At 54.0% G+C, this 13095-nt stretch carries 12 protein-coding genes; 5 read left to right on the top strand and 7 right to left on the bottom strand.

Annotated elements, in window-relative coordinates; genetic code table 11:
* Positions 1 to 18: 18 nt before the first annotated feature.
* Positions 19 to 2814: a bifunctional diguanylate cyclase/phosphodiesterase gene (locus GQY55_RS16225; protein ID WP_160042920.1), complete on the bottom strand. Its 2796-nt coding sequence runs from the start codon at positions 2812 to 2814 to the stop codon at positions 19 to 21.
* A 412-nt stretch (positions 2815 to 3226) separates the two neighbouring features.
* Positions 3227 to 4276 carry an NAD(P)/FAD-dependent oxidoreductase gene (locus GQY55_RS16230; RefSeq protein ID WP_160042921.1) on the bottom strand — a complete coding sequence of 350 codons (1050 nt, stop codon included), beginning with the start codon at positions 4274 to 4276 and terminating at the stop codon, positions 3227 to 3229.
* Positions 4277 to 4533: 257 nt separating this feature from the next.
* Between GQY55_RS16230 and GQY55_RS16235 the strand changes: the two genes are divergently transcribed.
* From GQY55_RS16235 to GQY55_RS31445, 5 genes are all read left to right on the top strand, one after another.
* Complete coding sequence (locus GQY55_RS16235; RefSeq protein ID WP_160042922.1) at positions 4534 to 5322, top strand: ABC transporter ATP-binding protein; 789 nt, start codon at positions 4534 to 4536, stop codon at positions 5320 to 5322.
* Positions 5323 to 5360: 38 nt separating this feature from the next.
* Entirely contained in the window at positions 5361 to 6293 is a 933-nt protein-coding gene (locus GQY55_RS16240) for an iron-hydroxamate ABC transporter substrate-binding protein (RefSeq protein ID WP_160042923.1), read from the top strand.
* A 6-nt stretch (positions 6294 to 6299) separates the two neighbouring features.
* Positions 6300 to 7307, top strand: a complete 1008-nt coding sequence (locus GQY55_RS16245; RefSeq protein ID WP_160042924.1) for a FecCD family ABC transporter permease — start codon at positions 6300 to 6302, stop codon at positions 7305 to 7307.
* Complete coding sequence (locus GQY55_RS16250) at positions 7304 to 8311, top strand: FecCD family ABC transporter permease (protein WP_160042925.1); 1008 nt, start codon at positions 7304 to 7306, stop codon at positions 8309 to 8311. Before GQY55_RS16245 ends, GQY55_RS16250 begins: the two co-directional genes overlap by 4 nt.
* 170 nt (positions 8312 to 8481) lie before the next feature.
* On the top strand, positions 8482 to 8571 hold the full coding sequence (locus tag GQY55_RS31445) for a putative holin-like toxin (protein WP_236575656.1): 90 nt from the start codon (positions 8482 to 8484) through the stop codon (positions 8569 to 8571).
* Between the two features lie 195 nt (positions 8572 to 8766).
* Here the strand turns inward: GQY55_RS31445 and GQY55_RS16255 are convergent, their stop codons facing one another.
* The 5 genes from GQY55_RS16255 to GQY55_RS16275 are packed head-to-tail and all read right to left on the bottom strand — an operon-like array spanning position 8767 to position 12964.
* Complete coding sequence (locus tag GQY55_RS16255) at positions 8767 to 9201, bottom strand: hypothetical protein (protein ID WP_160042926.1); 435 nt, start codon at positions 9199 to 9201, stop codon at positions 8767 to 8769.
* A gap of 23 nt (positions 9202 to 9224) precedes the next feature.
* Entirely contained in the window at positions 9225 to 10112 is an 888-nt protein-coding gene (locus tag GQY55_RS16260) for an ABC transporter ATP-binding protein (RefSeq protein WP_160042927.1), read from the bottom strand.
* Positions 10109 to 11122, bottom strand: coding sequence for an ABC transporter ATP-binding protein (locus GQY55_RS16265; protein WP_160042928.1), 1014 nt, complete (start codon positions 11120 to 11122; stop codon positions 10109 to 10111). The genes GQY55_RS16260 and GQY55_RS16265 overlap by 4 nt, the downstream gene beginning before the upstream one ends.
* Before the next feature lie 38 nt (positions 11123 to 11160).
* Positions 11161 to 12006, bottom strand: a complete 846-nt coding sequence (locus GQY55_RS16270; protein WP_160042929.1) for an ABC transporter permease — start codon at positions 12004 to 12006, stop codon at positions 11161 to 11163.
* Between the two features lie 4 nt (positions 12007 to 12010).
* Positions 12011 to 12964, bottom strand: a complete 954-nt coding sequence (locus tag GQY55_RS16275; protein ID WP_160042930.1) for an ABC transporter permease — start codon at positions 12962 to 12964, stop codon at positions 12011 to 12013.
* Positions 12965 to 13095: the final 131 nt, after the last annotated feature.

Genomic DNA, 13095 nt, shown 5'->3' on the forward strand with positions numbered 1-13095 from the left:
AACCGGGCCCGCCGGGACTTAGTTCACTCCGCAGGATAGGTATAGTTCGGCAATGTCCTCCGCCTTCATCGGGCGGCTGAAATAATAACCCTGCATCAAGTAGCAGCTGCGGGCGGCCAAAAATTCGGCCTGCTCCTTCGTCTCCACCCCTTCGGCGATGACGTTCAGATTCAAATTTTGGGCCAGCGTAATAATGGTGTTCGTAATGGCCGCATTATCGTCGTCTTTGATGATGTCCTGCACGAAGGATTTGTCGATTTTGAGCGTGCTGATCGGAAAGTTTTTAAGATATCCCAGAGAGGAGTAACCTGTCCCGAAATCGTCGATGGCGATGCTGATGCCGAGGCCTTTAAGCTGCTCCATCGTTCTGAGCGTAACGTCGGTGTTTTTGATGATCTGGTTTTCGGTAACCTCCAGATGGAGAAATTCGGGCGAAAGGTCCGTTCTTTTCAAAATGTTTTTGACCGTGTTGAACAAATTGTTCTGTTCGAATTGCCTGACCGACAGTTTGACGGATACGCTGATCTGCGGAAACCCTTTTTTATGCCATTCTTTGATCTGCATGCACGCGTTCCGCAGCACCCATTCCCCGATGGGGACGATCAGGCCCGTCTCTTCGGCGATCGGAATGAACTCGTCCGGCGGCACCATGCCCTCGGTCGGATGATTCCAGCGAAGCAAAGCTTCCACACCGACGATGGCATTCGTTTCGTAGTTGATTTGCGGCTGGTAGTAGAGAATGAGTTCTTCCTGATCCAGCGCTTTATATAAGGCGTTTTCAAATTTGACGATTTCGAACGTTCGCGTATCCATGCCCGTGCTGAAAAAATGGTAGCTGTTCCCCGATATCTCCTTCGATTTGTACATCGCCGTATCCGCGTTTTTGATCAGCGTCTCGCTGGTATCGCCGTGGTCCGGGAACAAGCTGATGCCGATGCTCGTTTTGATGTATACTTCGTTGTCTTTGATGTAAAACGGCTCCGCAAAGGAAGCGATGACCTGGTTGACGACTTTCAGGATCTCTTTTTTGCTGTTGATATTCGGCAGGAAAATCGTAAATTCGTCCCCGCCTTGGCGCGAAACGGTGGCGCTTTTCGGAATGGAGTCGACGAGGCGTTTGGCAACGTCGCGCAGAAGCAGATCCCCGTAGGTATGCCCCAGCGTGTCGTTGATAAACTTGAAACGGTCCAGATCCAAATACAGGAGCGCTACTTTTCCCCCATTCATTTGAGCATATTTAATGCCCTGATTGAGCCTGTCCTTGAGCAATACCCGGTTGGGCAGGTCCGTGACGCTGTCGAAATAAGCGTGGTATTTGATTTCCTCCTCCATCTGCTTCCGCTGCGTAATGTCTTTGAACGTCACGACGTCGCCGACGATTTTTTCCCCTTCCTTGATGGAAGAAATGACGTATTCGACGGGGAAGCTGGTGTTATCCTTGCGGTAAAAGACGTCATCCGTATGGCATTTATCCCATTTGCGGCCGCCGTAGCCGTCCTCGTCTTCCTTTTCGTAATCCTTGCCGTAAAAAATGACCCCGGCAGGCCGGCCGATCAGCTCTTTGGTTCCGTAGCCGAGCATCGCCTCGCCGGCAGGGTTGCAGAAGGTAATGTTGCCTTGAAGATCAAGGCCGAATATTCCTTCTCCCGCCGAGTTGAGGATCAGTTCCTTTTCCCGGCTCAGCTGCTGCAGCTCGGCAACAACCCTTTCGAGCTCCCTGTTCTTGAACGTGATCTCCGAGGTCCTTTCCTCGATGATCACCTCCTGCTTTTCCATGTAAAGCAAATTCGACAACGTCGAGGCGGTGGCTTCCACGATCGACTGGCACAGCTGGATGGTGGCTTCGGAATAGATCATCATTTTTTCGCCGAGATTGACCACCGCGATCACGCCCAGCACTTCGCCCATCGATACAAGCGGGAACATGTACATCCCTTTGATTCCGAAATCGCGGCAAGCCTCGTGGTTCGGCCTGCCGTCCTTGGAAACGTCGGGGATGATGATCGCTTTTTTCGTGCGGATCACCTCGTGGAAAACGCGATCATTTTCCGGGTCGATTTTGACCCTCTGATGCGTGCGCATCCAGTCTTCTTCAGACCAGTCGCTGTCCTTGCTCAGCTTGGCGGGTTTGATTCTTTTACCGGCGAGCGGGTCCAGCAAATGGGCCCCGATGTTGTAGTTGTTCAACACTTTGGCGATATAATAAAAGCAAGTGTCCAGTCCCTGCTGCATGGTCGAGCACATCGACAGGTTGCGCGTCACGTCGAGCAGGAGCTGCTTTTCGGCGATCAGGTTTTCCTTATGCGTCAAGTTGTTGGCGTTGCGGATGGCGACGGCCGCCATATTGACGTACGCCTCCACCGTCTGGATCTCCGATTCCGTCAAATTCATCGGAATGCCGTAATCGAACAGAAAGACGAGCCCAAACAGCTCTTGTTCATACGAGATGGGAAGAACGAGCAGCGATTTGATCTCGAAGCCTTCGATCGCCCAGGTGTCGGGACGTTTATCTAGCGATGTGTTCGGAATGTAGATCGTTTTTTGCGTTTCGATCACTTCTTTGGCGAGCAGATCGCGGTTGGTATCGATGATGTGCATATCCAGCGTCATTCCATTGATGGTCTCAGGTTTGCCGACATACCCCCTGAAAGTCCCATCGCCTTGCGGCAAATAAATTCCGACGGAATCGCATTGAACGATTTCCTCCGAAATGGCTGTCGTGACATGCTGCAATACCTCTCGCAATTCCAGCTTGGTGTTGATCAGTTTCGTAATGTTCGCGAGCCGGGAATACCTCGTTTGCTCCTTAACCATCACACGCTCTCTCCTTGTCATCTTCGTTTGACATCGATGTATGGTGCTAAATATGAACTATTCATGTTATATAGGCGTATGATCTCTCTACCCTAGACTTCCGTCTTACATGAAGTGATAATATAAGGTCCTATTTTCCTTATTTTAACTCAGAACCGCATCCTTTTTATATATCGAATGCTAAAAAAATTAGTAATAATTAGTTGTTTTTCCCGCAATACACAAAATCGAGCCGCTAAAAAACGAAATGTGTCGCGGATGAGCGATTTTTTGGATGATAGAACGCATTGGTTTTCATATATAAGAAGAGATGGCCGAGAAAGGGGATGGCCAGGAATGGTTTGCAGGATGGACGGTCAAACGCTAAAAAAGCCCCCTTGTGCGAGACAAAAGGACTTTTGATCCGATCAAGTTACCCCATCATTTTTTTTACGAGTTCTTTATTGCGGCCCTTGAAAGCTTCGTTATGCGAGGAGACCATGGCGATGGCATCGGCATCGGGCTGGATAAACCGCTTCGCCTTATTGACGGCGTTCGCCGCGTCCTGAAAGGCCCCTGCGATCAGATGAAGTTTGCCTTCATGCGTCAGGATGTCGCCGGCAGCATAAAGGCCCGGAACGGAGGATTCGCTGCCCGGCGTGCCTGCTATGTAATCCCCGCCCGCGATATCGATCTTCAAGTCGCTGTTTTGCAGCAAACTCGTGTCGCGTTCATAGCCATGATTGATGATCACGTCGTCCACGTACAGCTCCATGACTTCCCCGGTCTGCAGATGGGTCAGCTCGACGCGTTCGATCACCTCATGGTCGGCCCGGGCATGCAGCTTCGTAATCGTCCGATGGAACAAACATTCCACCGAACTGTTCAGCAGCTGGGTGGCAGTCGCCTCATGGCCGCCGAATGCATCCTTGCGGTAAGTAACGTATACTTTTTTCGCCAGCGGCTCAAGCTCGTTCGCCCAATCGATGGCGGTATTGCCTCCGCCGGAAATAATCACCGTCTTATCCTTAAACCGCTTCAGGGACTTGACCGTATAATGCAGATTTTCCACCTCGAACCGGCTTGCTCCTTCGATGTCCAGCTTCTGCGGATTCAAAATGCCGCTGCCGACGGCAACGATGACCGTTTTGGACAAATGGACGCGCCCCGAGCTGCCGTGGAGTTCGAAAATTCCGTCTTCCCGCCGCGTAATGGATTCAACCTTTTCGTTCAGCACGACCTCCGGATTAAACGTCAACCCCTGCTGCACCAGCTGCTCGATCAGCCGGGCTCCCGGAATCGGCGTCAAGCCGCCGACGTCCCAGATCATTTTTTCCGGGTAGACATGGATTTTGCCGCCCAGCTCAGGCTGAAACTCGATGATTTTCGTCTTCATTTCCCTCAGGCCGCTGTAAAAAGCGGAGTAAAGACCGGCCGGCCCCCCGCCGATGACCGTCATATCGAAAATGTCTTCCTGCACCATATCCGCTCGCTCCTCAAAAATTTATATAGTCACCGCAATTACTATTGATAACAATTCTCATTCTCATTAAAAATATACATTTGTTTTTCTTCTTTTTCAAGATTCTATTGACATCTTCCCGAAATCAACTTATTCTTTAAAACGATATTGAGAATCATTATCAGTTGTTGTCCAAGAACATTTCCGCCGCATCGGCGTGCGGTTCGGCAGACATAACGCGATTTCCAAAAATATAATCCATCTAAGGGGGGCAAGTCATGGTTCGGCTGTACACAACGGAACTGAACATCGGTTACGGCGAACGTTCCATTGTCAAAAATCTCAGCGTGAACATACCCGACAAAAAGATTACCGCCATCATCGGTTCCAACGGCTGCGGCAAATCCACGCTGCTGAAGGCGATCACCCGGATCATCCCGCATCAGGGCGGAGCGGTCGTGCTCGACGGCGAGGATATCGCCAAAGAAAACACGAAGCTGCTGGCCAAAAAAATGGCGATTCTGCCGCAGACGCCCGAAAGCGCTGCCGGGCTTACGGTCGGCGAGTTGGTATCATACGGCCGTTTTCCGTATCAAAAAGGATTCGGACGCCTGACGACGCGCGACTATGAGGTCATCGATTGGGCGCTTGAAGAAACGGGCACCAAAGATTTCAAGTTCCGGGCGGTGGATACGCTCTCCGGCGGACAACGCCAGCGGGTATGGATTGCGATGGCGCTTGCCCAGGAAACCGACATTATTTTCCTCGACGAGCCGACTACATACCTCGATATGGCGCATCAGCTGGAAGTGCTCGAGCTTTTGCAGAAGCTCAATGTTGAGCAGCAGCGCACCATCGTGATGGTCCTGCATGACATCAATCAGGCGGCGCGTTTTGCCGACCATCTCATCGCGTTGAAGGACGGGGAAGTCGTAAAAACCGGCAGCGGCGAGGAAGTCATCTGCCCCGAAGTGCTGAAGCAGGTCTATTCCATCGATGCGGCCATCGGACGCGATCCCCGGACCGACAAGCCGATGTGCATTACCTATGATTTGATCAAAGCCTAGCGGATTTCAATATATTTTTAAAAAGGAGCGTCATCCCAATGAAAAAAGCATTCTTGCCACTTTTGTTTTGCCTTATTCTCGTGTTAAGCGCCTGCAGCAGCAAAACCGGAGCCGACGGAAAAGTCGAAGGCAACGCGGCCGCGAAAGAAGCCGACTCCGAAACGATCACCTATCAATCCGAAAACGGCCCCGTCGAGGTGCCGGCCCATCCGAAGCGTGTCGTGGTTCTGTCCTCCTTCGCCGGCAACGTCCTGTCTCTGGGCGTCAACCTGGTCGGCGTCGACTCCTGGTCGAAAATGAACCCGAACTTCGAAAACAAGCTGAAAGACGCCCAGGAGGTTTCGGATGAAAATTTGGAAAAAATCATCGAACTGAATCCCGACCTGATTATCGGACTGTCCAACATCAAAAACATCGATAAGCTGAAGCAAATCGCGCCGACGGTCACGTTTACGTACGGGAAAGTCGATTATTTGACGCAGCACCTGGAAATCGGCAAGCTGCTGAACAAGGAAAAAGAAGCTCAAGCATGGGTGGATGATTTCAAAAAACGCGCCGACGAAGCCGGCAAAGAAATCAAAGCCAAAATCGGCGACAAGGCTACCGTATCCGTCATCGAAACCTTCAACAAGCAGCTGTACGTGTATGGGGACAACTGGGGCCGCGGCACTGAAATCCTGTATCAGCAAATGAAGCTGAACATGCCTGAAAAAGTGAAGGAAACCGCATTAAAAGAGGGCTACTACGCGCTTTCTCCCGAAGTGCTGCCCGAATTCGCCGGCGACTACATCATTTTCAGCAAAGACCAGGACTCGGGCAACTCCCTCGAGGAAACGGAAACGTACAAAAATATCCCTGCCGTTAAAAACGGCCACGTCTTCGTTGCGGACGCCAAAGCGTTCTATTTCAACGATCCGATCACGCTGGACTACCAGCTCGATTTCATTACAAAACATTTTCTTGGGAAGTAGCGCATCATGAACAAAGTGGCTGGACGTATCCCTTTCACCTATAAAATACTGACCGCGCTGCTGCTTTTGGCTGCCGTCTTCATCCTGTCGATGGTGGTCGGGGCCGCAGACATTTCGGTAAAAGATGTATGGCTCGCTTTAACAAGCAAGGAAGCCGGGGAAAAATTATCGATCATCCGCGAAATCCGGCTGCCGCGCGAAGTCGCGGCGATCTTCGTCGGAGCGGCGCTCGCCGTGGCCGGGGCGATCATGCAAGGCATGACGCGCAACCCGCTGGCCGATCCGGGCCTGCTCGGACTGACGGCCGGCGCCAATGCGGCGCTGGCGGTCACGCTGGCATTTCTGGCATCCGCCAATTACTACGGCCTGATGATCGCCTGCTTTATCGGCGCAGCCGCAGGCGCTGCGCTTGTCTTCGGGATCAGCGCCGTTAAAAGGGGCGGCTTCTCCCCGCTGCGCATCGTACTGGCCGGAGCGGCGATTTCCGCGTTTTTGAACGCCGTCGCGGACGGCGTAGGCATCACGTTCAAAAAATCCAAGGACGTATCGATGTGGACCTCCGGCGGCCTGATCGGCGCAAACTGGAGCCAGCTTCAGACCATCGTGCCCTTCATCGTCCTCGGCATCGTCGTTGCGCTGCTGCTGTCCAAGCAGCTGACGATCCTCAGCCTCAGCGAAGAGGTGGCCGTCGGGCTCGGCCAAAAGACCGCGCGGATCAAAGCGATTCTGTTCGTCGTGACGGTGCTTCTCGCGGGCGCGTCGGTCGCTCTCGTCGGCAGCCTGACCTTCCTTGGGCTGATGATTCCGCATATCGTGCGGGCCATCGTCGGCACCGATTACCGTTTTATAATACCGATGTCGGCCGCCCTGGGAGCCGCCTTCATGATAATCGCCGATACACTCGCGCGAACGATCAGCGCTCCATACGAGGCTCCCGTCGTCGCCATCGTGGCGGTGCTCGGCCTGCCCTTCTTCCTGGTCATTGCGCGTAAAGGAGGGCGGGCAAACTTATGATACATCCGGCACTTATTCGGAAACAGCGGCTTATCCTGCTGATTCTGCTCATCCTTATCGCGCTGACGGCGATCGTCAGCATGGGACTCGGTTATGCGTCCCTCTCCTTCGACCGGCTGATCCCGACGCTGCTTGGCCAAGGCACGTTCAAGGAAAATTTCGTGCTTTTCTCCGTGCGGCTGCCGCGGATCGTCATTACGCTGCTCGCAGGCATGGCTTTGGCGCTTTCCGGTTCGATTTTGCAGGGGATCACCCGCAACGACTTGGCGGACCCAGGCATCGTCGGCATCAACTCCGGCGCAGGCGTCGCCGTATCGCTGTTCTTTCTTTTTGCCCCGATAGAAGCCGGGTCGTTTATTTACCTGCTGCCCGTGATGGCTTTCGTGGGGGCGATGATTACGGCCTGCTTGATCTATGTTTGCTCCTACAGCCGTAAATCCGGACTGCAACCGGTGAGGATGGTGCTGATGGGCGTCGGCTTTTCCATGGCGCTTTCGGGGGTGATGGTCGTGCTGATCTCGTCCGCCGAACGGGAGAAGGTCGACTTCATCGCGAAGTGGATTGCCGGCAGCATTTGGGGAACGGACTGGCCGTTTATTTGGGCGCTCCTGCCTTGGCTTGTGGTGCTGATTCCTTTTACGCTGTACAAGGCGAACAAGCTGAACATGCTGTCGCTAAGCGAACCTGTCGCCATCGGCGTCGGCGTGTCGCTGAATAAAGAACGCGTGGTGCTGCTGTTAACCGCCGTTGCGCTTGCGGCCTCCGCCGTTTCGGTCACCGGAGGGATCGCATTTATCGGGCTGATGGCGCCGCATATCGCCAAAGCGCTGGTCGGGCCGCGGAACCAATTGTTTATTCCGGTTGCGATTTTGACCGGAGGTTGGCTGCTTGTGCTTGCCGATACGATCGGCCGCCAGCTCGCCGACCCGGACGGCCTGGCGGCGGGCATCGTGGTCGCCTTGATCGGCGCGCCGTATTTTATCTATTTGCTGCTGAAAAAGTAACAGGTTTTCTTATAGAAAAAGCTCAAGCAAGACGCGAATTCATTGCGCGGTCGCTTGAGCTTTTTTACACCTGCTATGCTTGGGCATAGTACGCCCAATTTTTTCATGCTATAATTCTCGTAACGACAGATAGCTTATGGGCGGTCGGCTAATCTCCCGGAAGGGAGGTGATGCCCATGGAGGTTAAGGACGCGCTAACCTTGATGATCAGCTTCGGCATGTTCATTCTTGCGCTGCTTACCTACTTGAAAAAGAAATAGACCGCCCTCGCCAAAGGTATGCGGTCTACCATACATCTAGACACCTATTAAGCTGACCGCCCTTACAGCGGCTGTTGTGCAGAGAGTAAGGATGTTCCCGCATCCTTGCTCTTTGTTTATTTATACACGTCTTTACCATGTAGTATACCATCACGGCATGGAACATACAATTCATTTGCCGTATTGGGGCCGCTGTTACCTTTGCATCGGCTCGATCCGGTACACGCCGGGTCTGCCGGGTTCATCGCGGATCACCCAGCCGTACGAAATGACGGACGCAAGGCGCTCCTTCTGTGCGGGAGTCAGCTCCGCGGTCACCGCTTCCTGTCCCGGTTCGCGGTTGACCTCCGGCTCGAAGCCGCAGGCGACCAAGATCCAGGAGCGAAGTCCGCCAAGGGTATTGTATTTGATGGAATAACCGTTCGTTACCGCGGACTCGAACAACCCGGGTTCTGCGGCCGCCAATTCGGCCAATGCCTCATAATCGAATTCGAACATGCTCGTATCCTTCGGCAAATCGCGTTCGCGCACTCTGCGCAGCAGCTCCTCATCCTGCCAGCCGTACGCCCGGAGTCCTTCCAGCATTAACGCATCCCATTGGGACAGTTTGACGCGTTGGTTCTTATCCATGCTTTGTTCGCACCTCTTATCTCTTAATGATCTGCCACAAAGTGGCCCGGACTCACTTCACGCAGCTCAGGCACTTCGCCGTCTTTGGCTGTGGGCACCTCGTATTTCACGGCCATTTTTTCGTTTGCCGTGCGCGGATCGGGAATCGGGATGGACGACAGCAGCGCCTTCGTATATGGATGAAGCGGGTTGTCGTACAGCTCGTCGCTTTCCGCCACTTCGACCAGGCGCCCTCTGTACATGACGCCGATCCGGTCGGAAATGTGGCGCACCATGGACAAATCATGCGCGATAAACAAATACGTCAGCCCGAACTCCTCCTGCAAATCTTCCAGCATATTGACCACCTGCGCCTGCACGGACACGTCCAGCGCCGAGATCGGTTCGTCGCATACGACGAAATCGGGACGAACGGAGAGCGCCCGCGCGATCGAAATCCGCTGCCGCTGCCCGCCGCTGAATTCATGCGGGAAACGGTACAAATGCTCGCGTTTGAGCCCGACCTTTTCCAGCAAGCCGGCCACGAATTCTTTCCGTTCATCGGCTTTTTTATAAAGGCCGTGGATATCAAGCGGTTCCCCGATCAGGTCCAGCACGCTCATGCTCGGGTTCAACGAGGAATACGGGTCCTGAAAAATGGTCTGAATCCGCCGGCGGAACGGCTTGAGCTGCTTGTCCCGCAGCTTCGACAGGTTTTGCCCGTCAAAATGCACTTCCCCGTCCGTATAATCGTACAGCCGGATCAGGCAGCGGCCGACCGTCGATTTGCCGCTCCCGGATTCGCCGACGAGGCCGAACGTCTCGCCCTTGCGGATTTGAAAGCTGACGCCGTCCACGGCTTTCAGCACCTCGCCGCCTTTCGTGAAATGTTTTTTCAGGTTTCGCACGTCAACCATGATCTTTTCGCTCATTGGCCTGTTTCCTCCTCCCCAAGCGCCTCTTTCAGCGTGCTCTTGTCCTGTACGAGCCAGCACAAGGAGCGGTGGCCTTCCCCAAGGTCCGCCGCAGGCGGCAGCTCCGAGCATTTGCCGAACGCGTACGGGCAGCGGTCTTGGAACGGGCAGCCGGGAGGCGGATCGATCAGGTCCGGCGGCGAGCCTTCGATCGGCACGAGGCGCTCACGGTTTGCGCCTACGCGCTTCGGCAGCGAACGCAGCAGCCCTTGCGTGTACGGATGGCCGGTCCGGTAGAAAATATCCTCGACCGTTCCCTCCTCCATGACCATCCCCCCGTACATGACCACGACGCGGGAGCAGACCTGCGCAACGACGCCCAGGTCGTGGGTGATGAGCAGGACGGCCGTATCCGATTCTTCCTTCAGCTGCTTCAGCAAATCGAGGATTTGCGCCTGGATCGTCACGTCAAGCGCCGTCGTCGGTTCGTCGGCAATGAGCAGCTCCGGATTGCAGGAGAGCGCCATCGCGATCATGACCCGCTGACGCATCCCGCCGCTGAATTCATGCGGGTATTGCTTGACGCGGCGCTCCGGCTCGGTGATGCCGACTTTGCGCAGCATGTCCACCGCTTCCTGCAGCGCCTCTTTTTTGCCGAGTCCGCGGTGGCGGCGGATGACCTCCGCCATTTGAAAACCGATCGTCTTGACCGGATTGAGCGACGTCATCGGATCCTGAAACACCATCGCGATGCGGTTGCCCCGGAGCTTCCGCCACTCGCGTTCCGTCAGCCGGCCCAAATCCTCCCCTTGGAAACGGATTTCGCCTTCCGTGATTTTCCCCGGCGGCGCGATCAGCCCCATGACCGCCTTGGCCGTGACGCTTTTGCCGCTGCCGGATTCACCGACGATGCCGACCGTTTCGCCGGCGCCCACGTGAAAGCTGACGCCGCGCACCGCTTGGTTTTGCCCGTCCCTGGTTTGGAATGAGACCTTGAGCCCATCGACGGTTAGCAGTTGTTTTGTCATCTTGGTTTCTCACTCCTTCATCGCCTTACGCCGGCGGTTTATCTTTTGCCAAGCTTCGGTTCGAGACCGATCCGCAGAATATCGCCAAGAATATTGAAGCAAAGCACGGTCACAAAAATAAGCAAGCCCGGGAACAGCGCCATATACGGCGCGTTGACCACGTAACCCTGCGCCCCGTTCAGCATGCTGCCCCATGTCGCATCCGGCGCCTGTACGCCAAAGCCCAAAAAGCTAAGGGACGACTCCATCATGATCGCCGAAGCGATGTTGTTGGTGGCGCTGACGATGATGACCGATAAAAGTCCGGGCAAAATATGCTTCCAAATGATCCCGAATGCACTCTGGCCCGACGCCTTGGCGTACAGGACATATTCCCTCTCCTTCAGCGCCATCGTCTCCGCCCGGACGACCCGGGCGATGCTCATCCACATCAGCAGTGAAATGATGACGATGATGTTGCCTACGCTCGGTTTTAAATACACGCTGAGCAGCAGCAGGATCAGGAAAGACGGAATCGACATAACGATATCGAGCAAACGCATCAGCAGGCTGTCAAGCCATCCGCCGAAATATCCGCTGATAATACCGACCGTTACGCCGATGACCGTTGCAAAAATCATGGACAGAAAACCGACGGACAGCGAAACTCTGCCGCCGTAAAGCGCCCTCGTGAACGTATCCCGCCCGTAATCGTCGGTGCCGAACCAATGCGCCTTGCTTGGCGGCTTGAGCCGCTCCAGCGCATTGATCTGGTTCGGATCCTTGGAGGACAGAAACGCAAAGATCGCGGCCAGCGCGATGATGAATAATAGAATGACGGCGGCGATCCCCAGCTTGTTTCCTTTAAGCTCACGGGCAACATTTATCCATTTACTCCGTTTCATGAGATCACCTCGATGTTGTTTTAATTCTCGGATCGACGATGCCGTATAAAATATCCGCGAGTAAATTACCCAGGATCAAGAGAACCGACGAAAACAGCGTAATGCCCATAATGATCGGGTAATCCATGCCCTTGACGGCCGTCATGCCAAGTGAGCCGATGCCCGGCCACGAAAATACCGTTTCGGTAACGATCGCCCCGGCAACCAGATCGCCCAAAGACATGCCGACCAGCGTAATGACCGGCAGCACGACGTGTTTCAGCACATGCCGGAACAAAATGATCCGTTTGGCCGAACCGAAAGCGTATTGGATTTGCACATAGTCTTCTTTCAACTGGCTGATCGTGCTGGAACGGATATACCGTACATAGACCGTTAAAAAGCCGATCGCCAGCACCGTACAAGGCAATATGCCGTGCCTGATGACGTCAAGCGCGGAATTCATGCCGATCGTGCGCATCCCCATGCTTGGCAGCCAGTGCATTTTAATGGAGAAAAAGTACATCAGCAAAATCGCCACCCAAAAAAGAGGAAGCGAAATGCCGATGTACGCGACCATGTTGACCAGCTTGTCCACCCAGCGGTTGCGGTTGGCTCCCGCGACCAAACCGAGCGGGATCGCCAAAATGACGGCCAGCGCAATCGCCGATCCCATGAGTCCGGCCGTTGCGGGCAAGCGCTCCAAAATCTGCCCCAGCACCGGTTTATGGTTCACGAGCGAATAGCCGAAATTCCCCGTCAAACAATTTTTGAGCCATATGAAATATTGAATGTATGCAGGCTTGTCCAAGCCGAGATTATGCCTGACGCGTTCAATGTCCGCCGCATGCATATTCGGTGTAACAAAAGAACGCACGGGGTCCCCGGGCGCCGCTTTCACCAAAATGAAGCAGACGATCGACACAAAAAACAGCATCGGCACGGTTTGCAACAATCTTCTGACGATCAGTCTTTTCATGCTTTTAGTCCCCTAGCTTAACATCCTGATTTGAAATATGCCTACTGGAGAATCGATTTCATCATACCGTTAGCAGCTTTAATCAATACGATAGATAGAGCAAAACGGTTCTATTTGTCTATATATCGTTT

It is taken from the genome of Paenibacillus sp. USDA918EY (assembly GCF_009870825.1).
In the GTDB taxonomy this organism is placed as follows: Bacteria; Bacillota; Bacilli; order Paenibacillales; family Paenibacillaceae; genus Paenibacillus_AQ; species Paenibacillus_AQ albilobatus.